This is a genomic window from Kitasatospora sp. NPDC092948 (genome assembly GCF_044754805.1).
GTDB lineage: Bacteria > Actinomycetota > Actinomycetes > Streptomycetales > Streptomycetaceae > Kitasatospora.
Genome location: NZ_JBIVPU010000001.1, coordinates 688,350 through 710,627, shown reverse-complemented (window position 1 = coordinate 710,627; position 22,278 = coordinate 688,350). Strand labels below are relative to the sequence as shown.

The 22,278-nt window shown below is 74.0% G+C and carries 22 protein-coding genes; 14 read left to right on the top strand and 8 right to left on the bottom strand.

The window, feature by feature from the left end; all coding sequences use genetic code 11:
- The first annotated feature begins 200 nt into the window (after positions 1 to 200).
- Both ACIQF6_RS02695 and ACIQF6_RS02690 read left to right on the top strand, forming a co-directional pair.
- Positions 201 to 1,478: a cytochrome P450 gene (locus tag ACIQF6_RS02695; RefSeq protein WP_400889299.1), complete on the top strand. Its 1,278-nt coding sequence runs from the start codon at positions 201 to 203 to the stop codon at positions 1,476 to 1,478.
- 254 nt (positions 1,479 to 1,732) lie between these two features.
- Complete coding sequence (locus ACIQF6_RS02690) at positions 1,733 to 2,818, top strand: DUF5937 family protein (RefSeq protein WP_400889296.1); 1,086 nt, start codon at positions 1,733 to 1,735, stop codon at positions 2,816 to 2,818.
- A 37-nt stretch (positions 2,819 to 2,855) separates the two neighbouring features.
- Here ACIQF6_RS02690 and ACIQF6_RS02685 read toward each other — a convergent pair whose 3' ends face one another.
- Complete coding sequence (locus ACIQF6_RS02685) at positions 2,856 to 3,803, bottom strand: TIGR00730 family Rossman fold protein (protein WP_400889294.1); 948 nt, start codon at positions 3,801 to 3,803, stop codon at positions 2,856 to 2,858.
- A 53-nt stretch (positions 3,804 to 3,856) separates the two neighbouring features.
- Here ACIQF6_RS02685 and ACIQF6_RS02680 point away from each other — a divergent pair, with 53 nt between their 5' ends.
- From ACIQF6_RS02680 to ACIQF6_RS02670, 3 genes are all read left to right on the top strand, one after another.
- Complete coding sequence (locus tag ACIQF6_RS02680; RefSeq protein ID WP_400889291.1) at positions 3,857 to 4,444, top strand: TetR/AcrR family transcriptional regulator C-terminal ligand-binding domain-containing protein; 588 nt, start codon at positions 3,857 to 3,859, stop codon at positions 4,442 to 4,444.
- Positions 4,445 to 4,576: 132 nt separating this feature from the next.
- Positions 4,577 to 5,044, top strand: a complete 468-nt coding sequence (locus ACIQF6_RS02675) for a nucleoside deaminase (RefSeq protein WP_400889288.1) — start codon at positions 4,577 to 4,579, stop codon at positions 5,042 to 5,044.
- On the top strand, positions 5,041 to 5,664 hold the full coding sequence (locus ACIQF6_RS02670) for a hypothetical protein (protein WP_400889285.1): 624 nt from the start codon (positions 5,041 to 5,043) through the stop codon (positions 5,662 to 5,664). Before ACIQF6_RS02675 ends, ACIQF6_RS02670 begins: the two co-directional genes overlap by 4 nt.
- Here ACIQF6_RS02670 and ACIQF6_RS02665 read toward each other — a convergent pair.
- The 4 genes from ACIQF6_RS02665 to ACIQF6_RS02650 form a co-directional block, all read right to left on the bottom strand.
- A complete protein-coding gene (locus ACIQF6_RS02665; RefSeq protein WP_400889282.1) occupies positions 5,636 to 5,956 on the bottom strand; it encodes a hypothetical protein in 321 nt (106 codons plus the stop codon). The genes ACIQF6_RS02670 and ACIQF6_RS02665 overlap by 29 nt on opposite strands.
- A gap of 75 nt (positions 5,957 to 6,031) precedes the next feature.
- A complete protein-coding gene (locus ACIQF6_RS02660; protein WP_400889279.1) occupies positions 6,032 to 6,370 on the bottom strand; it encodes a hypothetical protein in 339 nt (112 codons plus the stop codon).
- 193 nt (positions 6,371 to 6,563) lie between these two features.
- On the bottom strand, positions 6,564 to 8,945 hold the full coding sequence (locus tag ACIQF6_RS02655; RefSeq protein WP_400889276.1) for a hypothetical protein: 2,382 nt from the start codon (positions 8,943 to 8,945) through the stop codon (positions 6,564 to 6,566).
- 253 nt (positions 8,946 to 9,198) lie between these two features.
- The gene (locus ACIQF6_RS02650) at positions 9,199 to 10,659 is read right to left on the bottom strand and encodes a lipase maturation factor family protein (protein WP_400889273.1); all 1,461 of its coding nucleotides are present in this window, start codon (positions 10,657 to 10,659) and stop codon (positions 9,199 to 9,201) included.
- 231 nt (positions 10,660 to 10,890) lie between these two features.
- Here ACIQF6_RS02650 and ACIQF6_RS02645 point away from each other — a divergent pair, with 231 nt between their 5' ends.
- The 4 genes from ACIQF6_RS02645 to ACIQF6_RS02630 all read left to right on the top strand — a co-directional run bounded on the left by ACIQF6_RS02645 (position 10,891) and on the right by ACIQF6_RS02630 (position 14,760).
- Positions 10,891 to 11,847, top strand: a complete 957-nt coding sequence (locus ACIQF6_RS02645; protein WP_400889270.1) for an EamA family transporter — start codon at positions 10,891 to 10,893, stop codon at positions 11,845 to 11,847.
- A gap of 162 nt (positions 11,848 to 12,009) precedes the next feature.
- Positions 12,010 to 13,095, top strand: coding sequence for a sugar ABC transporter substrate-binding protein (locus ACIQF6_RS02640; protein WP_400889268.1), 1,086 nt, complete (start codon positions 12,010 to 12,012; stop codon positions 13,093 to 13,095).
- A gap of 176 nt (positions 13,096 to 13,271) precedes the next feature.
- The gene (locus tag ACIQF6_RS02635) at positions 13,272 to 13,775 is read left to right on the top strand and encodes a hypothetical protein (protein ID WP_400889265.1); all 504 of its coding nucleotides are present in this window, start codon (positions 13,272 to 13,274) and stop codon (positions 13,773 to 13,775) included.
- Positions 13,776 to 13,986: 211 nt separating this feature from the next.
- Complete coding sequence (locus tag ACIQF6_RS02630; protein WP_400889262.1) at positions 13,987 to 14,760, top strand: glycosyltransferase family 2 protein; 774 nt, start codon at positions 13,987 to 13,989, stop codon at positions 14,758 to 14,760.
- Here the strand turns inward: ACIQF6_RS02630 and ACIQF6_RS02625 are convergent.
- Positions 14,679 to 15,701, bottom strand: a complete 1,023-nt coding sequence (locus ACIQF6_RS02625) for a DMT family transporter (protein WP_400889259.1) — start codon at positions 15,699 to 15,701, stop codon at positions 14,679 to 14,681. The two genes, ACIQF6_RS02630 and ACIQF6_RS02625, sit on opposite strands and share 82 nt — an antisense overlap.
- Before the next feature lie 44 nt (positions 15,702 to 15,745).
- On the opposite strand from ACIQF6_RS02625, the gene ACIQF6_RS02620 reads away from it, so the two are divergent.
- Positions 15,746 to 17,161 (top strand): PLP-dependent aminotransferase family protein, encoded by a 1,416-nt coding sequence (locus ACIQF6_RS02620; protein WP_400889257.1) that lies wholly within the window; start codon positions 15,746 to 15,748, stop codon positions 17,159 to 17,161.
- Positions 17,162 to 17,237: 76 nt separating this feature from the next.
- On the opposite strand, the gene ACIQF6_RS02615 is transcribed toward ACIQF6_RS02620, so the two are convergent.
- Both ACIQF6_RS02615 and ACIQF6_RS02610 read right to left on the bottom strand, forming a co-directional pair.
- Entirely contained in the window at positions 17,238 to 17,840 is a 603-nt protein-coding gene (locus tag ACIQF6_RS02615; RefSeq protein ID WP_400889254.1) for a DUF4328 domain-containing protein, read from the bottom strand.
- 57 nt (positions 17,841 to 17,897) lie between these two features.
- Positions 17,898 to 18,746, bottom strand: a complete 849-nt coding sequence (locus ACIQF6_RS02610; RefSeq protein WP_400889251.1) for an EamA family transporter — start codon at positions 18,744 to 18,746, stop codon at positions 17,898 to 17,900.
- 151 nt (positions 18,747 to 18,897) lie between these two features.
- On the opposite strand from ACIQF6_RS02610, the gene ACIQF6_RS02605 reads away from it, so the two are divergent.
- The 4 genes from ACIQF6_RS02605 (at position 18,898) to ACIQF6_RS02590 (ending at position 21,960) form a co-directional block, all read left to right on the top strand.
- Positions 18,898 to 19,752 (top strand): Fpg/Nei family DNA glycosylase, encoded by an 855-nt coding sequence (locus tag ACIQF6_RS02605; protein ID WP_400889248.1) that lies wholly within the window; start codon positions 18,898 to 18,900, stop codon positions 19,750 to 19,752.
- An 85-nt stretch (positions 19,753 to 19,837) separates the two neighbouring features.
- A complete protein-coding gene (locus ACIQF6_RS02600; RefSeq protein WP_400889245.1) occupies positions 19,838 to 20,773 on the top strand; it encodes a 1-phosphofructokinase family hexose kinase in 936 nt (311 codons plus the stop codon).
- Positions 20,774 to 20,873: 100 nt separating this feature from the next.
- Complete coding sequence (locus tag ACIQF6_RS02595) at positions 20,874 to 21,203, top strand: deoxyxylulose-5-phosphate synthase (RefSeq protein WP_400889242.1); 330 nt, start codon at positions 20,874 to 20,876, stop codon at positions 21,201 to 21,203.
- Positions 21,204 to 21,240: 37 nt separating this feature from the next.
- Positions 21,241 to 21,960, top strand: coding sequence for a TSUP family transporter (locus ACIQF6_RS02590; protein ID WP_400889239.1), 720 nt, complete (start codon positions 21,241 to 21,243; stop codon positions 21,958 to 21,960).
- Positions 21,961 to 22,278: the final 318 nt, after the last annotated feature.

Sequence of the window (22,278 nt, the reverse complement as noted above, 5' to 3'; positions counted from 1 at the left end):
GCGCGCGCCCCGGGGCGCGCGACGGCGCCCGGATGCGCCCTCGACGGGTGGCGGACGGCGGGCCATTCTCGACGGGTGCGCGCCCGACCTGCGCGCCCCAGAACATCGGAACGTCGGAACATCGAAACGGCAGAACGTCGGAACATCGGAACGCCTGAACGTCGGAACGCACGAACGTAGGAACGCACGAAGGAGCCCTCGTGGAGCGCCAGTTGGAGAACGGCCCGGCCTCGCTGAACCGCCCGCTGAAGTGTCCGGTCGACCACTCGGTGCTCGTCCTCGACCCGACCGGGCGGGCCCGGGACGCCGAGAGCGCCGAACTGATCGCCCGTGGGGCCGCCTCGCCGGCCGACATCCTCGGGGTGCAGGTGTGGGCGGTGTCCGACCCCGACGTGCTGGAGAGCCTGCTCAAGGACCCGCGGATCTCCAAGGACGGCCTCCAGCACTGGCCCGACTACGGACCGGTGGCGGCCGGCTGGGCGCTCACCCTCTGGCTGACGACCCGCAACATGTTCTCGGCGTACGGCGAGCGCCACCGCCGGCTGCGCCGCATGGTCAGCTCGGCCTTCACCCCGCGCCAGGTCGCGGCGCTGGGCGAGGCCATCGAGGAGATGACGGCCACCCTGCTCGACGGGGCCGCCGCCGCGGGCGCCGACGGGTCCCCGGTGGACCTGCGGGAACACCTGGCCCGCCCGCTGCCGATCCTGGTCATCGCCCAACTGCTCGGCCTGCCCGCCGAGTTGCGCGACGGCTTCCGCCACCACGTGGACGGGGTGTTCGACACCACGCTCAGCCCCGAGGAGTCCGAGGCCAACAATGCCGCGTTCTTCGCGATGGTCTCGGCGCTGGTCGCCACCAAGCGCGAGCAGCCCGGCGACGACATGACCTCGCTGCTGATCGCCGCCCGCGACACCGAGGGCGACGGCAGCGCGCTCACCGAGGAAGAACTGCTCGGCACCGTCGTCCTGATGGTCTCCGCCGGCTACGAGACCACCGTCAACCTGATCGACAACGCCATCACCCTGCTGCTCGCCCACCCCGACCAGCTCGACCTGCTGCGCACCGGCAAGGCGGGCTGGGACGACGCGGTCGAGGAGTCGCTCCGCCGGGAGGCCCCGGTGGCGCACCTGCCGCTGCGCTTCGCCCTGGAGGACGTCGAGCTGCCGGGCGGCGTGACCGTCCACCGGGGCGAAGCGATCCTCGCCTCGTACGCCGCGGCCGGCCGCCACCCCTCGCGACACGGCGACACCGGCGCGGCCTTCGACGTCACCCGGGCAGCCAAGGACCACCTCGCCTTCGGACACGGCCCCCACTTCTGCCTCGGCGCCCCCCTCGCCCGTCTGGAGGCGCGCACCGCACTCCGCGCCCTCTTCGAGCGCTTCCCGCGCCTGGCACTCGCCCCGGGCACCGAACTGGAGCCGGTCGACTCACTGATCTCCAACGGCCACCGCGCCCTGCCCGTCCTACTGGAGCCCTGACCCGACCGACCCTGACCTGTGGCGGGTTCGGCCGGGCGGGAGGGGTGGGCGACCCTGCGCACCGACCTGACCGGAACACCGCCGGAGCGGATCCGCTTCACCCGCTCCCCGCTCCCCGAACTCGCCGCAACGCCGCGCGAACCGGCCTCAGACAGAACCGGCCTCGGACGGGCTCGACCCGGGCCCTGGCCTCTGGCGGGTTCGGCCTGGGCCCTGGCCTCTGGCCGGTTCGGCCGGGCGGGGAGGATGGGCGGGTGACCCTGCGCATCGACCTGACCGGGACGCCGCCGGAGCGGATCCGCTTCGCCGTCTCTCCGCTCGCCGAACTCGCCGCGATGCTGCACGTACTGGCCTCGACCGGGCACCACCCGCAGTACGCCGGGTGGGCGGCCGGGGTGTGGGCGGGCCTGCGGCCGGAACTCGCGGACCGGCTGCACGAGGCCGAGTTCCTGTGGCGCTCCTCCCGCGCCGACTTCCTGGTGCCCGCCCGCCCCCGGGCCACCCTGGCCGCCGAACTCGACGAGCTCGACCGGATCGACGACGACCGGTACGTCCGGGCCGCGCTGGTCACCACCTGCGGCTCCAACCGCCGGACCTTCACCGACGCCTCGCCCCTGTTCGACCCGGACGCCCGGACCGCCGCACTGGACCGCGCCCAGGCCCACGGCCCGCAGCAGGAGGCGTTCGCCGCCCGCCTGCTGTCCGACCCGCAGGCCGTCCGGGCCCGGGTGCGGGACACCCTGGAGCAGTGCGCGGAGGCGTTCTTCGACGCCGAGTGGCCGGGCCTGGCCGCCCGGCTCGGCCAGGACGTCCGGGCCAAGGCCGAGCTGAGCCGCCGCCAGGGCCTGGCCGCCGCGCTCGCCGAAGTGTCCGCGGCGGTCGCCCTCACCGCCGACGGCAGCTCCCTCGTTCTCGACAAGCTCCAGGACAGCGCCACCGCCGCCGGACCCGCGGGCGTCACCTTCCTGCCCAGCGCCTTCGGCCACCCCCACCTGGTCGCCGTCCACGCCCCGGGGTGGCAGCCCGTCGTCCAGTACCCGGCGGCCGGCGGCGCGCCCGCCGACGGGCTCCCGCTGGACACCGTCCAACTGCGCCTCGACGCGCTCGCCCACCCGGTGCGCCTGCGGCTGGTGCGCACGCTGGCCCGCGGCCCGCACACCACCGGCGAACTCGCCCGCGCCTGGGACCTCACTCCGCCCGAGGTCTCCCGCCACCTCGCCGTCCTCCGGCGGGCCGGCCTCCTCACCGCCCGCCGCCGCGGCCGCTACGTCCACCACGCGCTCGACCTGCCCGCCACCACCGCCCTCGGCACCGACCTGCTCGCAGCCGTCCTGCGCTGAGCAGGTCGGCCGGGCCGGGCGGCGGGGCGGCTCCGGGTCACCCCGCCAGGTCGAGCCGCGCCACCAGCTCCCGCAGGGCAGGCGCACACCGGTCGCTGTCGGCGGCGGTGATCCAGGCGAGTTCGGCGATCTCGGCGCCGGGGATGGGCGTGCCCTCGACCGGTCCGGTGTAGCACTGCATGCGCAGCCGGACGCCGGGGCGGCCGTGGGCGGGGGCCTCGACCGTGTGGGCGTGGGCGAGGTCCTCGGGGGCGCAGCGCAGGCCGAGTTCCTCGCCGAGTTCCCGGGCCAGTGCCTGGGCCGGGGTCTCGCCGGGTTCGAGCTTGCCGCCGGGGAGGTAGAAGGCGTCCTTGCCGTGGGTGCGGACGGCCAGCAGGCGCTGGTCGCGGACGCAGATCCAGCCCACGGAGTCCAGCAGGGTTTCCGGGGTCTCCCACTTGGGCGTGGGCGGCTGCCAGCCCGCCAGGGCGTCGAGAAGGGTGTCCGGGTCGGTCGCGGATATCAGGTTCCGGAGGGCGGGGCGGACGAAGCCGGTGTCGACGAGATGATCGGCGAGGTCGGTGAGCGGCTGCCAGAAGCCGGGCGGGCCGAGCAGTGCGACGGGCTTGGTGTGGAGGCCGAGCTGCTGCCAGGTCCAGGCCTCGAACAGCTCTTCCAGGGTGCCGGTGCCGCCGGGGAGCGCGATGAACGCGTCGGCGGCCGCGGCCATCGCGGCCTTGCGCCGGTGCATGTCGTCCACGACCTCCAGGCGGGTCAGGCCGCGGTGGGCGATCTCCTTGTCCACCAGGGCCTTCGGCATCACGCCGATCACCTCGCCGCTGGCGGCGAGCGCGGCGTCGGCCAGTGCGCCCATCAGGCCGACCTTGCCCCCTCCGTAGACGATGCCGATGCCTCGGCGGGCCAGGGTGGTGCCGAGCGTGGTGGCCAGGGCGGCGTGTTCGGGGCGGTGGCCGGTGGCGGATCCGGCAAAGACTGCGAAGCGCATCAATCCTCCAAATGCGACGCGACGTCGCGTCGCATTATGGCAGAGTGAGGATCATGACCACCCCACCGCCCTCCGCCCCCTCCTCCCCTCCCCCGTCGCCCAAGGGGCCCCGCAGCCGCGAGCGGGTGCTGGACGCCACGCTCGCGCTGCTCGGCGAGGCCGGGTACGCGCGGCTGACCGTCGAAGGGGTGGCCGGCACCTCGGGCGTGCACAAGAGCACGCTCTACCGCTGGTGGCCGGACAAGGCGGCGCTGGTGGCGGACGCCCTCGCCTCCCGGATGGACACCGGCCCGGTGCCGGACACCGGCAGCACCCGCGACGACCTGACCGTCTGGCTGCGCGGCACCATCGCCAACTACACCGCCACCCCCGCCGGCGCCACCATGCCGGCCCTGATCGCCGACCTGGCCGGCCGCCCCGGCGCCCTGGAGGCCTTCCGGTCCGCGTTCCTCACCGAGCGCCGGGCGAACTGCGCCGCGGTGGTCCGGCGCGGCATCGACCGCGGCGACCTGCCCGCCGACACCGACGTCGAACTCTTCATGGACGCCCTGGCCGGAGCGGTCTTCTACCGCCAACTCGTCACCGGCCTGCCCGTCGACGACCGGCTCCCCGAGCGACTGGTCCGCATCCTCGGCCTGTGAACCACCCCTGACATCCCGTCAACTCAGGTTACGGTCAAGCCACTCCGAACACTCGATCGAGCTAAGTGCGGCCTGGTCGCGGTGGGTGTGCACGCGAGCGGGTACACCGGGCCTGGACGGAGGAGGTGGCCGATGGGCGGTCAGGTGACGGTCTCGACCGAGCAGGCACGGGAGTGGCTGACGGTCGCGGTGGCGGAGGCGCGGCTCGGGCTGGCCGAGGGCGGCATCCCGATCGGGGCGGCGCTGTTCGGCGTGGACGGGGAGTTGCTCGGGCGCGGCCACAACCGGCGCGTCCAGGACGGCGATCCGTCCATGCACGCCGAGACCGCCGCGTTCCGCGCCGCCGGCCGCCTGCGCGAGTACCGGGACACGGTGATGGTCACCACCCTCTCCCCATGCTGGTACTGCTCGGGCCTGGTACGGCAGTTCGGGATCGGCCAGGTGGTGATCGGCGAGTCCGCCACCTTCACCGGCGGCCACGGCTGGCTGGCCGAGCACGGCACCGGAATCACCCTGCTGGACGACCCGGAGTGCGCACGCCTGATGACGGACTTCGTCGCCGCCCACCCCGACCTCTGGCAGGAGGACATCGGCGCATGACGCGTGACGCCCTGGCCGCCGCCGTCCGCACCGCCCTCGAACAGTGCTGCCACGGCTCGTCCACCCACCTGCTCGGCTCACTGGCGGCCGGCACCGCCGACAAGTTCAGCGACATCGACGTGCGCTGGGTGGTGCCCGACGCCGCCTTCCCGTCCTGCCTGTCCAGCGGGGCGGCCGCGCTCGCCCGCGTCCGCCCCGTCGAACAGGTCCGCAGCGACCCGGACTTCCTGCACTCCGACCGCCGCCGGCTGCTCTTCGTCCGCTTCTCCGGCGTCCCCCTGTTCTGGCGGCTCGACCTGGACGTCCGCGCCGCGTCCGTCGCCGACGACCCCGACTACGACGCCGAGAACCCGTCGGCCCGCGCGAACGACACCGAATGGTCCCGCCCCGCCAGCGCCCTCGCCAACGCCGTCGCCGCCGTCAAGGCCCTGGCCCGCCACCGCCCCGCCACCGCACACGGCCTGATCGCCCGCGCCTTCGCCCGCCTCGGCCTCCCCCACCGCACCACCGGAGACCCCTATCTCGACCTCCACCGCCTCACCGCCGCCGCCACCCGCCAGGACCCGACCCTCGCCCCACTCGCCGCCCGCATCACGGCTCTCGCCGACCACCACCGCTGACGGCCCGACGGCTCTTCGAACTCCACAGCCGCAGCGCCGAGACGAGCGCGACCGCCAGCACGCCCAGCGCGACGACCAGCTCGGCGTACGCCGACTCGTCGACGTGCCGACCGTTCCCCTCCGGGGCGGGCAGCCCGGCGCTCGCCACGGACGGCAGGACGAAGAGCGCCACGCCGGTCAGCGCCAGGACCGCCCAGTTCAGGGCCCTCGGCGCCGAGAACCGTGCCGACACCCGCGCGCCGACGGCGACGAGCAGCGCACAGCCGAGCGCGGGCAGCACCGTGTACGTCAACCACTCGGTGAGCAGCGGCGTCCAGTACCACTCCGCATCGGGCCGGGGTCCGTCGAAGTGGTAGAGGGTCCTGGGCTACGGCGCCCCCAGGAAGTCGCGGACGGTCCCCGGCGCGAGGCCTCCCAGCAGAGCGGCAACGGCCGTCCGGCCGAGCGGGCGCGACTCGGCGGCCCTGCCCGATCGGAGGGCCAGCGCGGCGCACCAGCCGGCCAGCGCACCGAGGAACACTCCCTTCACGGCGCCGTACCCAATCGGAGTCCACACATTCCAGGGGTAGTTGGCCACCTGCGCCGCACGCCAACCGCCCGCGAGCCCCCACCCGAGCACGCCCGCCGCCACCCCCCACGGCACCACGCCCGCCACCGGGCTGTGCTCCGTGGACGCGATCGCCGCACCCGCCGCCGTCTCCGCCATCGCCCTGACCGTCCGTTCCCCTGCCCGCTTCCATGATCGGCACCCCGTACGACACGCCCACCACACTCACGGTTGCCCGAGCCGAGAACCGGCTCCGCCGGGCCGGCCTCTAGCCCCTCCCCCACTCACGACCGTGCCCGCCGCTGCACGAAATCGCACAACGACGGGCACGGGACGGGCACTTGGCGCTCTGTCAGCTCCGCACGGCGGCCACGGCGGCCCCCAGCGCCTCCTTGATCCGCGGCCCGAGCCGGGCGAACCCGAGCTCCTTCATCGCCGCCCGCAGCAGCTCGTCATCACTGCGCTTGGTCCCATCCGCGTCGAACCACGCCACCAGCGCGACCAGTTCCTCGGCGGAGTAGCCGGTGATCGGCTTGCCGGGGGTCAACTCCGGCTTGACCGGCCGCGAGTCTGCAACGGCCTCGGCAACCGGCTCGGACTCGGACTCGGACTCGGACTCGGCGACAGCCTCGGCAACGACCTCGGCGACCGGCTCGGCAACGGGCTCAGCCTCGGCCTCGGCGATAGCCTCAACAACCGACTCGGGCTCGGGCTCAGCAACGGGCTCAGCGACCGGCTCAGCCTCGGCCTCGGCGATAGCCTCAACAACCGACTCGGGCTCGGGCTCGGGAGCAACCTCGGCAGCCGACTCCTCGACCTCCGCAGCCAGAGCGGCCTCAACCACGACGGCGGGCTCCAACTCGACCTCAACGACCGGCTCGGCAACGTCCGCTACGGCAGTCTCCGGCTCAACCGGAGCCTCGGCCTCAGCAATCGGCTCGGCCTCAGTCTCGGTCTCGGGCTCCGCGACGACCTCGACCTCCGCGACCGGCTCCAGCTCGGCCACAGCCTGGGGCTCCACGGCAACCTCAGCCTCGGCGTCAACCTGCTCGGTCTCGGGCTCAGCGACGACCTCGGCCTCCGCGACCTCTGCGGCCAGCTCGACCACCGCCGCAGCCTCCGGCTCCACGGCAACCCCAGCCTCGGCGTCAACCTGCTCGGTCTCGGGCTCAGCGACGACCTCAGCCTCCGCGACCTCTGCGGCCAGCTCGACCACCGCCGCAGCCTCCGGCTCCACGGCAACCCCAGCCTCGGCATCAACCTGCTCGACAGCCGCCTCGGCCTCGGGCTCGGCGACCTCCGCAGCCGCCTCCGGCTCAACCTCGGCAACCGGCTCCGACTCCGACTCCGCAGCGGTCTCCGCCTCGGCCTCGACCTCCGAGGCATCCTCCACAACCGGCTCCAGCTCGACCGCAGCCTCAGGCTCCGCAGCGACCTCAGCTTCGGCATCAACCCGCTCGGCAGCCGGCTCCGACCCGACGACGGGCTCAGCAACCTCGGCAGTCGCCTCAGGCTCCGCAGCGGCCTCGGCCTCGACGTCAGCCTGCTCGGCAACCGGCTCCGACTCGACCACCGGCTCGGCGACCTCCGCAGCCGCCTCCGGCTCAACCTCGACCACGGTCGCGGCGGCCGGCTCAGCCTCGGGCTCCTCAACAGCCTCGCCCGGAACCTCGACCTCGACCTCGGCCTCGACCTCGACTGCCGCCTCAACGACGGCCTCGGCCTCGGCCTCCGCCCCCGTCTCCAACTCGACAGAGGTCTCGTCCGTAGCCTGTCGCGGCCCCGCCGCCAGCGCCGCGCGGGCGGCCTGGTGACGGTCGTAGGCGGCCAGCGCAGCGTCCTTGTCGGCTTGACGCTCCGTCAGTTCCTCCAGCAGCTCCGTCAGCCCCTGCTCGGCGAGTTCCTGGCGGAGCTGGCGGAGGGCGGAGAGGCGGTAGAGGGTGCCTTCGTCGGCGGCCAGGCGGTCGACCAGGTCCGCGAGTTCCCCCAGCGGGAGGGAGTCGAGGGCGCGCTCGGGGAGCAGGCGGACGAGCGAGCGAACCGCGTCCGCCAGCGACTCGACCACGTTCGCGGTCTCGGTGAGCAGTGCTCCGTCCACGGGCACGGACGGCCGCGAGGAGCCGGCCGCGGCGTCGGCGGCGAGCGCCAGCCAGTCGCGGTGGGCGGTGGCGGCGGCGACCAGCGCGGCGTGGAGTTCGGCGCGGCTGGGGGCGCGGGTGCCGGCGGGGACGAGGCCGCGGGCCTGGCTGCGCAGCTGGCGGCGGCGGTTCCAGCCGAGCTTGATGCCCTCGTACTTGCGGTAGCCGCTGTTGCCGGTGGCGGCGGCGAGCTGCTCCAGGTCGTGCTGGTAGGCCTCGGTGCGCAGCACGGCGGAGGTGGCGTGGACGCGCTGGAGCAGGTCGAGCAGGGTGGTGAGGCCGCCGAGGGTGTCGGGGACGCGCAGGCCGGCCTTGTCGGCGATGGCGTTGGCGGCCTTGCCGACGGCGCGGGTGTCGCGGCTGCGGAGTTCGGCGAGGACGGTGGACGCGGCGCGGGCGTCCTCGGGGCCGGTGAGGGTCTCGGCGGCTTCCAGCCAGGGGTTGGTCTCGTGGTTGAGCGCGAAGCCGCCCTGGTCGGCGAACCGGCCGAGCTCCTCACGGGTGCTCTGAGTGGTCTCGCCGTCCGTCGCGGACGCGGTCTCGGACGCGGTCTCGGACGCGGCGTCGTCGGCGTCGTTCAGGGTGCGCACTGTCATGTGAAGTCCGGTTCGTGGCGTGTGGCGGGCAGGGATGCGGGTGGGGTGGTTGCGGCGGCGGTGGTGTCGCGGGAGGCCAGAATACGGGTGCGCGTTCGACGCTTGCACGCACCTGACCCCGTGAATTGCCGGGCCGCGCCGGACCGGTGGCGGCGGGCCGGGGCCCGTTCGCGTGGTCCGTACGGTAGGGATCGGCACCGACAGTACGCCTTTCCCCGGCGGCGGGCGGGTGGCGGGCGGGAGTTGAGTGGCGTCACCGGCGGGCCCCGGGCGCTTCGGGGACGAGCCGTCCCAGTTCGGGGAGGCCGACGGGCCGCTGGTAGTCGCGCAGCGGGGTGCGGTGCCACCAGGCGCCGGTGTCGCGCAGTTCGGGGCCGGTGGTGAAGCGGTAGCGGTAGAGGCGGGCGCGGACCAGGGCGGGCGGGGTGTCGGGGAACGGGTTGTGGCGCAGCAGGCGCAGTGTGTCGGGGTCGCCGACCAGGAGGCGGGCGAGGAGCGGCAGGAACCAGGAGCGGGCGTAGGAGGGGGAGATCGCGGCGAACCACATCAGCCAGTCCAGGCGCAGGTGGTAGGGCGCGAACTGTCGTGGCAGCCGCCGGAGTTCGCCGGGTTTGCCGCGGAACTGGTACTCCTGCCAGCCGTCGGTCCCCGTCGCGTCCCGGGTGCCTTCGAGGACGATCTCGTACCGCACCCGGTTGACGGAGCCGAACGCGCCGTAGGTGTTGACCAGGTGGAGCGGGTCGAAGGAGCGGTTCATCTGCTGCCGGGGGGAGAGCAGGTTGCGCGCGGGCTGCCAGGAGCGGATCGCCACCAGCAGTGCGTAGGCCGCCACCAGGGCCTGGTACCAGGCGGGTTGGGCGGGGTAGTGCGGGTCGGGGGCGATCGGCAGGGCGCGGCGCAGGGTGCCGGTGTCGAGGACGCCGAGGGCGAGGGCGACGGTGAGCCAGTTCAGCCAGGCGAAGTTGCCGGAGGCGATCAGCCACAGCTGGGTGGCGATCATCAGCAGGGCGGCGTCGGAGGCGATCGGCTGCGGGAGGAACAGGCCGAAGGGGACGACGAGTTGGACGAAGTGGTTCGCTGCGGCCTCGGCCTTGTGCAGGGGCCGGGGCAGGTGGTGGAAGTACCAGCTGAGCGGGCCGGGCATGGGCTGGGTCTCGTGGTGGTGGTAGAGGCAGGTGAGCTTGCGCCAGCATTCGTCGCCCCGCCATTTGATCAGTCCGGCGCCGAACTCGACGCGGAACAGCAGCCAGCGCAGCAGCCACATGCCGAGGACGGGCGGCGCGGTGTCGGCGTTGCCGAGGAACACGGCGAGGGCGCCGGCTTCGAGCAGCAGGGATTCCCACCCGAAGGCGTACCAGGTCTGCCCGACGTTGACGATCGACAGGTAGAGCGCCCAGGCGAGGGCCCACAGGGCCATCGCGGCGCCGAGCGGGACCAGGTCGGCGGCTCCGGCGAGCAGTGCGGCGGCGAGCGCGGCGCCGGTCCAGGCGACGGCGGCGTAGAGGCGGTCGCTGTAGTGCCAGTGGAACAGGCTGGGGGCGTGCCGGAACGGGACGCGGGCGACGAAGCGCGGGATCGGGAGCAGGCCGCGGCTGCCCAGCAGGGCGCGGAACTGGCGTGCGGCGGCGAGGAATCCGCTCAGGTAGACGAGGGCGATCAGGCGCAGGAACAGCTCGCGGGCGAGCCGGTACTCGGGGGCGGCGAACCATGCCATGCGGCCGCTCCTCGGGTCGGCTGCGCTCGGCCGCCCCCATGCCTACCACTTGCGGCGGTGGCGGTGGGGCCGGTTGGGGGTGCGGTGGTGCGCCGGTTCATCCGGTCGGCCCTGCCCGCGTGCGGAATCCGGCCGTTGCCGGTATCGGCCACCGAAACGCCCTGCCGGACGCGGGCGGAGTGTGGTGTCATTCCGCCGGACCCCTGTCATGAGCAAGAGAAGGAGACGCCCATGTCCGCGACCTCCCCGCAGTCCGCCGCCGACCCCGACTGTCCGCCCGCCGATCCCGGCCCCGAGGCCCGCCCGGCCGGGTTGGGCGCGGCGGTCTGGGCGGCGCTCGGCATCGTGTACGTGGTGTGGGGCTCGACCTATCTGGCGATCCGGGTGGTGGTGGAGACCATGCCGCCGCTGCTGTCGGGCGCGCTGCGCTTCGCCGCCGCCGCGGTGCTGCTGGCGGCGGGGCTGGCGGCCCGCCGCGGGATACGGACACTGCGGGTGACGTGGCGTCAGTTCGCCTCTGCCGCAGCGGTGGGCGCGCTGCTGCTGGTCGGCGGCAACGGCATGGTGGTGCTGGCCGAGCGCACCGTCCCGTCGGGGCTGGCGGCGCTGCTGGTGGCGAGCGTGCCGCTGTGGGTGGTGCTGCTGCGCCGGGCGTTCGGGACCAGGACCGGCCCGGCGACGCTGGCGGGCGTGCTGGTCGGACTGGTGGGCCTGGCGGTGCTGACCGCGCCGGGCCTGACCGGCCAGGTGGGGCTGTCCGGCCTGCTGCTGGTGGTGGCCGCCGCGCTGGTGTGGGCGCTCGGCTCGGTGCTGGCGGGGAAGCTGCCGATGCCGGCCGACCCGTTCGTGGCGAGCGTGTACGAGATGCTGGCGGGCGCGGCGGGCGCGCTGGTGCTGTCGTTCCTGCGGGGCGAGCCGGGCTCCTTCGAGCCGGCCGCGGTCTCCACGGCGTCCTGGGTGGCGCTGGGGTATCTGGTGCTGTTCGGCTCCATCGTCGCGTTCACGTCTTATGCCTGGCTGTTGCAGCGCGCACCGCTGCCACTGGTCGCCACCTACGCGTACGTCAACCCGGTGGTGGCCGTGTTCCTCGGCTGGCTGTTCCTCTCCGAGTCTCTGACCTGGCCGATCGTGGTCGGCGGCGCGATCGTGGTCGGCGGCGTGTTCCTGGTGGCGCGCAACGAGCGCTGAACGGAACATGAGTCGGCGCGGCCGGCTGCCTTCAAGAAGGTAACGACTTGCCTCAGGTGCCCCGAGCAGTGATTTACTTCTTGACGACACATGATGGGTGGGCTTGACTCCCCTTCACTCTCGCCGCAGGGACGCGGCGCTGTCAGGGAGGCACCACCCACCATGAATTCGATGACGCGCCGACTCGTCATCGGCACGGCCGCCGTGTCGATGACGATGTCGCTTGCCGCTTGCGGGAGCGGCAAGAGCCCGTCCTCGGGCAACCAGGCGATCGGCCTGCTGCTGCCCGAACGCGCTTCCTCCACCCGGTACGAGGCGTTCGACAAGCCGCTGATCGAGAGCAACGTCAGCGGCCTGTGCACCAAGTGCACCATCGACTACGCCAACGCCGACGGCGACGAGAAGACGCAGAAGCAGCAGTTCGACGCGCTGCTCGCCCGCAACGTCCGGGTGATCCTGCTCGACCCGGTGAACGCCGCCGTCACCGCGCCGTGGATCGAAGCGGCCGCCAAGAAGGGCACCAAGGTCATCGCGTACGACCGGCTGGCCGCCGGCGACGTCGCCGCGTACATCTCCTTCGACAACCAGCGCACCGGCGAACTCCAGGGCCAGGCCCTGCTGGACGCGCTCGGCAACCGGGCGTCCAGCGCCGACATCGTGATGATCAACGGCGCGGAGACCGACCCGAACGCCGCCGACTTCAAGGCCGGCGCCCACCGCGCGCTGGACAGCAAGGTCAGGCGGGTCGCCTACGAGCAGTCCGGCGAGTGGAAGCCCGAGGTGGCCGCGGCCAAGGTCGACGAGGCGATCAACAAGCTCGGGAAGAACGGCTTCCAGGCCGTCTACTCCGCGAACGACGGCATGGCCGGCGCGATCATCGACGAACTGCACAAGGCCGGCCGCACCGACGTCCCGGTCGGCGGGCAGGACGCCTCGCTGGAAGCCGTCCGGCGCATCCTCACCGGCGACCAGGCCTACACCATCTACAAGCCGTACGCGCCGGAGGCGGAGGCCGCCGCCAACATGGCGGTCTACCTGGTCAAGGGCATCGACGTCACCTCGGTGGCCTCCGCCATCACCGACTCGGGCGGCCACCAGATACCGTCCATGCTGCTCAGCCCGGTGGTCGTCACCAAGGCGAAGGTCGCCGAGACCATCGTCGCGGGCGGCCTGTACAAGGCCGAGGAGATCTGCACCCCGCAGCTCGCACAGGCCTGCCGGGCCGCGAACATCCCCGGCAACTACTGACCGGGACGGGCTGCGCGGCGTCTTGTGCGGGGCGTCGCGCGGCCCGCTCCCCCGGGTGGCGCCGCGCGTCGGACGGCGGCCGGGTCACAGGACGGCGGCGAAGCGGAGGCCCGGTACCCAAGCGTCCGTTCGGCGTGGTCCACTGGGCACCTTGCCGAGCGAGGGGAGCGTGCGACATGAACCTGGACCTTGACCTGCAGACCGACTACTTCCGGGCGTCCGACGAGACGGCCGTCCGGACGGTGATGGCCGAGAAGACGGCGAAGCCCGCCGAGACGTTCGAATCCGTGCGGGCGAAGCGGGTCGACCCGACCACCGTGCTGCGTCGGCTGGTGGCCGCCCTGGAGACCAAGGAGTTCGAGCCCGGAGGGGCGCCGGACCGCTCGATATGGCCCACCGGGCCGCAGCCCTGGGTGATGGAGGGGGAGGCCACCGAGGTCGACCGGGAGAACCCGTGGATGACCGGTCCCTGGGTGGTGGAGCTCTCCGACGAGACCCGTGACGCCCTCGCCACCGTCGAGCGCAAGCGGCTGCCCGAACTCGCCGCCCGCTGGGCCCGCGCCGAGGAGCTCCGGCCGCTGCCGAACGCCGAGCTCCTCCAGCTGATCCACCGGCTGGGCGTGCTGGCCCGCCGCGCCAAGAAGGCCGACCAGCACCTGTACTGCGTGCTCTCCGGCTGACCTGCGTGTCCGACGGCCTGGAATTCTTCCGCATGCCGAACGCCGCCGCCGTCCGGGCCACCCCGGACGGCGACCCGGCGCGGGCCGGCCGTTCGGCGTCCGCAGGTACCGGGCGGGCGTCCGGGGCCGGGGCCGGGGTCGGCGGCGCACCGCACCCCCGTTCGAGTGCTTGAATTGACTTCTCGCCCCTGGCCGAACAAGGAGAAACGCTGTGCCGTTGGTGTCTGTCGTCATGCCCGTCCACAACTCGGCGGACACGCTCGGCGCGTCGATCCGGTCGGTGCTCGCGCAGACCCACACGGATGTGGAGCTGCTGATCACCGACGACGGGTCCACCGACGACTCGATGGACCTGCTCATGGAGTTCGCCCGGCAGGACGACCGCGTCTCGCCGCGATCGGCCCCGGAGCAGGGCGGCGCCGCCAAGGCCCGCAACCTGGCCATCGCGCGGGCGGACGGCGACTACGTCGCCTTCCTGGACAGCGACGACCTGTGGCTCCCGACCAAGCTCGAACGCCAGCTCGACTTCGCGGCGACCGCCGGCGCGCCCCTGACATTCACCTCGTACTACAAGGTGGACGCCGACTTCGACGGCGACGGCACCGACTTCACCCCGAACGGGCGGGTCGTCCAGGCCCGGGAGCACGTCGACTACCGCGCCATGCTGACCCAGGACTGGATCGGCGCGCTGACCGCCATGTACGACCGCAACGCCCTCGGCACCCGGCTGATGCCGGAGATGCGCAAGCGCCAGGACTACGCCCTGTGGCTGTCGATCATGCGCGACGGCACCCCGGCCCGCGGCCTGGCCGAGCCGCTGGCGCTGTACCGGGCGCACCGCGCGGGATCGCTGTCCTCGAACAAGCTCTCCCTCATCCAGTACAACTGGGCGCTCTACCGCGATCACGAGCACCTCTCGCTCCCCCGCTCCACCCGGGCACTGGCGGGCGCCGCCTGGCACTCGGTACGCAAGTCGCGGATCTGACCGGTCTCCGGAGCAGGCGCCCGGCGTCCCGCTCCGCTCCGCGGGCCGCCGCCCGTCCGCTGGGTGACGACGATGCAGGCGACCACCGCGAGGGCGGTCGGGACGGCCGCGGCAGGGAGGGGTTCGGCGAGCAGCAGGACGGCCCAGCAGATCGTCACCAGGGGCTGGGCCAGCTGGAGTTGACTGGCCCGCGGGATGCCGATGGCGGCCATGCCGCGGTACCAGACCACGTAGCCGGCGAACTGCGAGACCACGCCCAGGTAGCCGAGGCCGGTGACGCCGCGCCAGGTCCAGTGGACGGATTCGACGGTCGGCCCGAACGCGGCGGTGGCGGCCATGACGGGCAGGGCCGCGACCAGGCCCCAGGCGATCACCTGCCAGCCAGGCATGGTGCGGGCCAGCCGGCCGCCCTCCGCGTAGCCGAGGACGCAGATCAGCAGGCCCGCGAAGAGGTAGAGGTCGGCGGTGGTGAAAACCGCGCCGTGGCTCTGCTGGACGGTGAAGGCGAGCACCACGGCCGCTCCGGCCAGCGCGGCGAGCCAGAACGGGCGCGGTGGGCGGGAGCCGGAGCGCAGGGCGGCGGCCGCGGCGGTGCCGAGCGGCAGCAGGCCGATCACCACGGCGGAGTGCGCGGTGGAGGAGGTCTGCAGGGCGAGCGTCGAGAACATCGGGAAGCCGATCACGCACCCGGCGGCGACGGCGGCCAGCCCCGGCCAGGCGGAGCGCGGCGGTGTCCGGGCCCCGGCCGCGAGCAGGCAGGCCGCGGCGAGCAGCGCGGCCAGGGTGCCGCGCAGTCCGGTGAGCGTCCACGGGCCGAAGCCGTCCAGCGCCCAGCGGGTGGCGGGGAAGGTGAAGGAGAAGCAGAGCGAGCCCAGGGCGGCCTGGACGGTTCCGGTGACCGCTACTGACCGCTGGGCAGTAGCGCTATTCTGTTCCGACATACAGGACGGTAGCAGTCGGCCCGAGGTGATCGGAAGGTCTGTCCATGACCGTGCAGGAGCTGACGGTTGCGCTGCGCAGCACGGTGTTGCGCTACTCACCGGGCGAGCGGATTCCCAGTAGCAGGGAGTTGGTGGAGCGCTACCGGGTCAGTCCGGTGTCGGTGTCCCGGGCGATCCGCGAGCTGGTCGCGGAGGGCGTGGTGGTGACGCGTCCGGGTGCGGGGGTGTTCCGGGCCGAACCGCGCCCGGCGGCGGCCGCGCAGGGCGACTTCTCCTGGCAGGAGGTGGCGCTGAGCGCGGAGGCGGGTGCGCCGCCGGCCCGGGCGGTGGACGCGTCGGGGGTGCTGACGGCGCTGGCGCTGGCGCCGCCGGAGGTGATCGACCTGAACAGCGGCTACCCGCATCCGTCGCTGCTGCCGGAACGGGCGCTGGCCGGTGCGCTGGCCCGGGCGGGCCGCCGCCCCGGCGTGTGGGGCCGGCCCCCGCTGGACGGGCTGCCGGAGTTGCGCGGCTGGTTCGCCCGCGAGGTGGGCGGCGGAGTCACGGCGGCCGAGGTGCTGATCACGGCCGGCGGCCAGAGCGCGCTCACCACGGCGCTGCGTTCACTGGCCCCGCCCGGGGCCCCGGTCCTGGTCGAATCCCCCACCTATCCGGGCCTGTTGGCGGTCGCCCGGACCGCGGGGCTGCGCCCGGTGCCGGTTCCGGTGGACGGGGACGGGGTGCGTCCCGAGCAGTTGGCCGAGGCGTTCGCGGTGTCGGGGGCGCGGCTGTTCGTCTGCCAGCCGCTGTTCCAGAACCCGACCGGCACGGTGCTCGCCGCCGAGCGCCGAAGGGCCGTACTGGCGGCGGCGAAACGCGCCGGGGCGTTCGTGGTGGAGGACGACTTCGCCCGGCTGCTGGCCCATACCGACGCCCCGGAGCTGCCGCCGCCGCTGGCCGCCGACGACCCGGACGGCACCGTGGTGCACCTGCGCTCGCTCACCAAGGCGGCCTCGCCCAGCCTGCGGGTGGCCGCGCTGGTGGCCCGCGGTCCGGCGCTGGCCCGGCTGCGCGCCGTCCAGGCGGTGGACTCGTTCTTCGTCCCGCGCCCGCTCCAGGAGGCCACGCTGGAACTCGTCACCTCCCCCGACTGGCCGCGCCATCTGCGGTCGCTGTCACGGGAGTTGACGGACCGCCGGCAGCTTTTCGCCACCGCGCTGGCCCACCGCGCCCCCGACCTGCTGCCCGCCCGGCTCCCGTACGGCGGCTTCCACCTGTGGCTGCCGCTGCCCGTCCACGTCGACCCGGCCGCGTTCACCGCCGCCGCGTTGCGCCACGGCGTCGCGCTCTCCCCCGGCCGGGGCTACTTCACCGCGGAACCGTCCCCGCGAGTGCGGGTGAGCTTCGCCGGAGCCGAGAGCCACGCCCAACTGACGGACGCCGCACACCGGTTGGCCGCCGCACTGGCGTCGCTGGGCTGACCGGGCGGCAGCCGGGGCGAGGTCGCGGCCGCCCGGGAGGTCCGGCGGCGCCGGGCCTCGGACGCGCCCCGGGGGGTCACGTGGCTGCCTGCCTCGCCCGGTCGGCCTCGACGGCGGCCTCCCAGGAGTCCGTCTGCGGGACGTCGAGAACGGCCGACTGACGGGCCGTGATCCGGCGGATCGTCACTACGAACAGCACCGCCCAGGCGAGCGCCACCGCCAGGACCGCCCACCTGGTGGCCCCCGTCGCCCAGCCGGTGGGCAGCAGGTTCGTGGCGATGGACAGCGCGTCCACGGCGGCGACCAGGTGCACCGGCAGCGGGGCGCCCGTCACGCCGGAGGTCCGCCACAGGCCCAGCAGGATCCGCCGGCGCATCCAGACGTTGAGCACCGGGATCAGCCAGCCCGCGGTGGTCCAGCCCAGCCGGAACGGCTGGCTGCCGGGCGCGAGCACCTCGGCGTTGTGCCAGCACCTGCGCGCCCACACCGCGCCGACCACCGAGGCCACCACGGTGAACAGCCCACCGGCGAACCTGAGCAGGCTCCTGACCTCCGGGGACGCTCCCCCGCGCTGGACGGCCACGACCAACCCCAGCGTGCAGAGCACGACGAGCGCCATCGCCCACTGGAAGCCGAGCGCGGGCTCCTTCGGATTGGCTGGTGCGGTCGGCCGGTCCATCGTCGATCCCCCCGGGTGCGTGTGAATGCGCCGGAGGCTAGCAGAGCCGATGCCCCGTCAGTGGGCGAATTCCAGCAGGGCGATCCCCGTCAGCACGGTCGCGCTGGCGGCCAGTCGCAGGGCGCCGAGGCGTTCGCGCAGGACCAGGGTGCCGATCAGGGCGGCGATCACGATGGACGTCTCGCGCAGCGCGGCGATGGTCGGCAGGTCGCCGACCGTCTGGGCCCACACCACCAGGCCGTACGCGGTGAGCGACATCAGGCCGCCGGCCGTCGCGGCGGCGCGGCCCTCGCGCAGGGCGGGCAGCAGGGTGCGGCCGCGGGTGGCGAGTACGGCGGCGAGGACGCCCAGGCCCTGGAGGAGGAACATCCAGGCGATGTAGCCGCCGGTGGAGGCCGCGGCGCGCACCCCGCTCCCGTCCACCACGGTGTAGCCGGCGATCAGCACGCCGGTGCCGAGCGCGGCGGCCAGCGCCGGGAGTTGGTCACGGCGCGGCCACCCGCCGACCAGGGCGAGCCCGGCCAGGCCGAGCGAGATCACCGCGACGGCGACCACCTGCCCGGCGGGGAGCGGGTGGTGCAGGACGGTCGCGGCCAGCAGGGCGACCACCGCCGGGGAGGTGCCGCGGGCGATCGGGTACATCTGGCCGAAGTCGCCGAGCCGGTAGGCCCGGGCCAGCAGCAGCTGGTACCCCACCTGCAGGGCGGTCGAGGCCAGCAGGTACGGCACGGCGCGGGCCCCGGGCAGCGGCACGAACAGCGCGAACAGCGCGCCGAAGGCCACGAACACCACGTTCATCAGCGCCACCCCGGCCAACCGGTCGCGCACCCCGTGCACCAGCGCGTTCCACACGGCATGCAGCAGCGCGGCCGCCAGCACCACGTACGGCACGGCGTTCTGGCTCATCCGGCTCTCCCTCCGACAGCTCCCCGACCCGTCCCCAACTTGTACAGACAACTTAGCGTGCTGCCGCCGCCCGTCCACCACCGCCCCGGCAGCCCGCTCCGGTGGCCCGCCCCGGTGGCCCGCCCGCTCGGGGCCGGGCGAGACTGGACGGGTGCCCGAACTCCCCGAAGTGCAGGCGCTCGCCGAGCGGATGACCGCCGCCTGCGCCGGACGTGTCCTGGCGCGGGTGGACGTGCTGTCGATCCCCGCGCTGAAGACCGTCGACCCGCCGGTGCAGGCGCTCGCCGGACGGGCCGTCAGCGGGGTGTCGCGGCACGGCAAGTTCCTCGACCTGGCCACCGACGGCGGCCCGCACCTGGTGGTGCACCTGGCCCGGGCCGGCTGGGTGCACCCTCGCGAGTCCTTCCCCGCCAAGCCGCCGAGCAGGCGCGGCCCGCTCGCGCTGCGGCTGGTGCTGGACGACGGCAGCGGCTTCGACCTCACCGAACAGGGCACCACCAAGCGGCTCGCCGCCTACGTGGTGACGGACCCTCAGCAGGTTCCGGGCATCGCCCGGCTGGGCGTCGACGCGCTCGCCGCCACCCCCGAGCAGCTGGCCGCCCTGGCCTCCGGGGCCCGGCAGCGGCTGAAGACCTTCCTCACCGACCAGACCGTGCTGGCCGGGATCGGCAACGCCTACTCCGACGAGATCCTGCACACCGCCAGGCTCTCCCCGTACGCACCGGCGGCCTCCCTGGACGCCGAGCGGCTGGGCCGGCTGCACACCGCGATCGCGCGTGAACTGGGCGGCGCGCTGGAGCAGTTGCGGGCAGTGCCGATCGGCGGGCTGAAATCCGAGAAGAAGGCCGACCTGGCGGTGCACGGCCGGGCCGGCGAGAGCTGCCCGGTGTGCGGGGACACCGTGCGCTCGGTGAACTTCGCCGACTCCTCGCTCCAGTACTGCCCGACCTGCCAGACCGGCGGACGAGTGCTGGCCGACCGTCGACTGTCCCGGCTGCTCAAGTAACCCGGCCGAATTGATCGAAGCTGCGCGAATCTCGCTATGATCAAGCAGCTTCGATCAGTCACGCAATCTCCTGGGGGCGTCCGTCGTGATCCTCACCGTCACACCCAACCCGGCGCTGGACGTCACCTACACCGTCCCCCACTTCCGCCCGCACACCAGCCACCGGGTCACCGGGATCGCCGCCCAGGCCGGCGGCAAGGGCGTCAACGTGGCCCGGGTGCTCACCGCGCTCGGCCGCCCCGCCCGCTGCGTCCTCCCGCTCGGCGGGCCCACCGGCGAGGCGGTGCGCGCCGAACTCGCCGCCGCCGGGCTCGACCACGCCGCCGTCCCGATCGCCGGCGACACCCGCCGCACCGTCGCCGTGGTCGACACCGCCGACGCCACCATGTTCAACGAGCCCGGCCCGGCGCTCGCCGCCGCCGAGTGGGACGCCCTGCTCGCCGAGACCGAACGGCACCTCCCCGAGGCCACCGCCCTGGTCCTCTCCGGCAGCCTCCCGCCCGGCGCCCCCGCCGACGGCTACGCCCGACTCGTCACCCTCGGGCGCGGGTTCGGCATCCCCGTGGTGCTCGACGCGGACGGCCCCGCGCTGCTCGCCGCACTGCCCGCCCACCCCACCGCGATCAAGCCGAACGCCGCCGAACTCACCGCCGCCACCGGCCTGCCCGACCCGCACGACGCCGCCCGGACCCTGCTCCGCCGCGGCGCCGAATCCGTCCTCGCCTCGCTCGGCCCCGACGGGCTGCTCGCCGTCGACGCCCACGGCGCATGGCGCTGCGCCCCGCCCGCCACCGTCGCCGGCAACCCCACCGGCGCGGGCGACTCCGCCGTGGCGGCGCTCGCCGCCGGCCTGTCCGGCAACGCCGCCTGGTCCGCGATCCTCCCGGACGCGGTGGCGCTGTCCGCCGCCACCGTCCTGCACCCCCGGGCCGGCCACTTCGACGACGCCGTCTACCGCCGCCTGCGCCACTCGCTGACCGCCACCCGGCTCGGCGCGGCGGTCTCGCCCTTCACCTGGTAACTCCGTTGTCCGGTCGGCCTGTTGGAGTCTCTACCGGCACGCCGCCCGGGCGGCCGGAATTCGGTCGAACCCGCCCGAGTCGGCCCGTACACTGACCGCCGTGTCCCACGGAAAAACCTCCTTCGTCTGCCTGCCCTGCCGCGCGTCCTACAAGCAGTCGTTCCCCTTCGGCCACGAGCGGCGCTGCCCGCGCTGCGCCGAGCCGCTGATTCACGTGGGCTCCGCGTTCGCCGCGCCCCGGCGGCGCGACACCGCCGGCTGGCGCACCTTGTCGGTCCTCCTGCACGCCGGCATCCGGTTCCACCAGACCTGGCGCGGAACCCCCGGCTACCGTCCGCGCACCGTCCGGGAGGTGCGCGAGCGCATGGTGTACGCCCGGCGGACGGGCGAGCCCATCGAGCAGGCACTGGTGCGCTGCCACCTGCCGTAGCGCACGGGCGCGCTGGGGCTGACGGGAGGTCGACGCAGTGGGTGCGGCGGCGCTGGGCGCGGTGGTGCTGGTCGCGGCGGCGGTGCAGCGGCTGTCCGGGGTGGGGTTCGCGCTGATCGCCGCGCCGGTGCTGGTGCTGGTGCTGGGGCCGACGGCCGGTGTGGGGCTGTCGAACTGCGCGTCGGGGGCGATCAGCCTGCTCGGCCTGGCCGCCGAGTGGCGCGGGGTGCGGGCCCGGCGGGTGGTGCCGCTGGTGCTGGCCGCCGCGCTCACCGTGCCGCTCGGGGCCCGGCTGGCGGCGGTCGCGCCCGAGTCGGTGCTGCTGGTGGCGATCGGCGCGGTGGTGAGCGTCGCGTCCGTGGTGGTGATGCTCGGCGTGCGGGCGGCGGCGCTGCGCGGGGTGCCGGGGGCGGTGGTGGCGGGCGCGGCCGGCGGGCTGCTGAACGCCGCCGCGGGGGTGGGCGGCCCGGCGCTGTCGCTGTACGCGGCGAACTGCGGCTGGTCGGCCCGCGAATTCCTGCCCACCGCCCAGTTCTTCGCCCTCGCGGTGAATGCGATGTCGCTGTCCGCGAAGGGCCTGCCGGCCCTGTCCGCTTCGCAGTGGGCGGTCGCGGCCGGCGCTGTCGCCGGCGGCACCGCCGTCGGCCAGCTGCTGGCGGGCCGTGTCCCGGACCGCCCGGTCCGCCGACTGGTGCTCGGCCTGGCTCTGGCCGGCGGCCTGGTCACCCTGGTCAAGGGCCTGACCGTCGGCCTCTGACGCCGAGCCGGTCCGACTCGCCCGGCGCCGCGGCTCCGTCTACCGTCCGGGCCCGGTTCCGGATCGACCGGAAGCCGGCATGGAAGCAACTCGGTTACCAGGTCTTATATTTGACACCTCGTAAGGGCCTCCGCAACGGCGCATCTCCGCGAACCGAAAGGCCGATCCGCTCCGCCGACGGCAACGGCAGCTGCGACACATTCACCCGTGCGGCGTATTGGGTGAAATGGTTCGAGCACAATACATTTGCTGCACCGGACCGAATCGGCACCACGAATCCGGCGACCTGACATTCGGCCGCCGATGAGCACACTCTCC

What these genes read in the sequence shown, in the direction of transcription:
- ACIQF6_RS02670 (WP_400889285.1), top strand. Translation starts at nt 5,041, where the DNA reads ATGACGCGTGACGCCCTGGCCGCCGCCGTCCGCACCGCCCTCGAACAG.
- ACIQF6_RS02680 (WP_400889291.1), top strand. Translation starts at nt 3,857, where the DNA reads ATGACCACCCCACCGCCCTCCGCCCCCTCCTCCCCTCCCCCGTCGCCC.
- ACIQF6_RS02635 (WP_400889265.1), top strand. Translation starts at nt 13,272, where the DNA reads ATGAACCTGGACCTTGACCTGCAGACCGACTACTTCCGGGCGTCCGAC.
- ACIQF6_RS02660 (WP_400889279.1), bottom strand. Translation starts at nt 6,370, where the DNA reads ATGGCGGAGACGGCGGCGGGTGCGGCGATCGCGTCCACGGAGCACAGC.
- ACIQF6_RS02610 (WP_400889251.1), bottom strand. Translation starts at nt 18,746, where the DNA reads ATGAGCCAGAACGCCGTGCCGTACGTGGTGCTGGCGGCCGCGCTGCTG.
- ACIQF6_RS02640 (WP_400889268.1), top strand. Translation starts at nt 12,010, where the DNA reads ATGAATTCGATGACGCGCCGACTCGTCATCGGCACGGCCGCCGTGTCG.
- ACIQF6_RS02645 (WP_400889270.1), top strand. Translation starts at nt 10,891, where the DNA reads ATGTCCGCGACCTCCCCGCAGTCCGCCGCCGACCCCGACTGTCCGCCC.
- ACIQF6_RS02620 (WP_400889257.1), top strand. Translation starts at nt 15,746, where the DNA reads ATGACCGTGCAGGAGCTGACGGTTGCGCTGCGCAGCACGGTGTTGCGC.
- ACIQF6_RS02675 (WP_400889288.1), top strand. Translation starts at nt 4,577, where the DNA reads ATGGGCGGTCAGGTGACGGTCTCGACCGAGCAGGCACGGGAGTGGCTG.
- ACIQF6_RS02655 (WP_400889276.1), bottom strand. Translation starts at nt 8,945, where the DNA reads ATGACAGTGCGCACCCTGAACGACGCCGACGACGCCGCGTCCGAGACC.
- ACIQF6_RS02685 (WP_400889294.1), bottom strand. Translation starts at nt 3,803, where the DNA reads ATGCGCTTCGCAGTCTTTGCCGGATCCGCCACCGGCCACCGCCCCGAA.
- ACIQF6_RS02650 (WP_400889273.1), bottom strand. Translation starts at nt 10,659, where the DNA reads ATGGCATGGTTCGCCGCCCCCGAGTACCGGCTCGCCCGCGAGCTGTTC.
- ACIQF6_RS02615 (WP_400889254.1), bottom strand. Translation starts at nt 17,840, where the DNA reads ATGGACCGGCCGACCGCACCAGCCAATCCGAAGGAGCCCGCGCTCGGC.
- ACIQF6_RS02625 (WP_400889259.1), bottom strand. Translation starts at nt 15,701, where the DNA reads ATGTCGGAACAGAATAGCGCTACTGCCCAGCGGTCAGTAGCGGTCACC.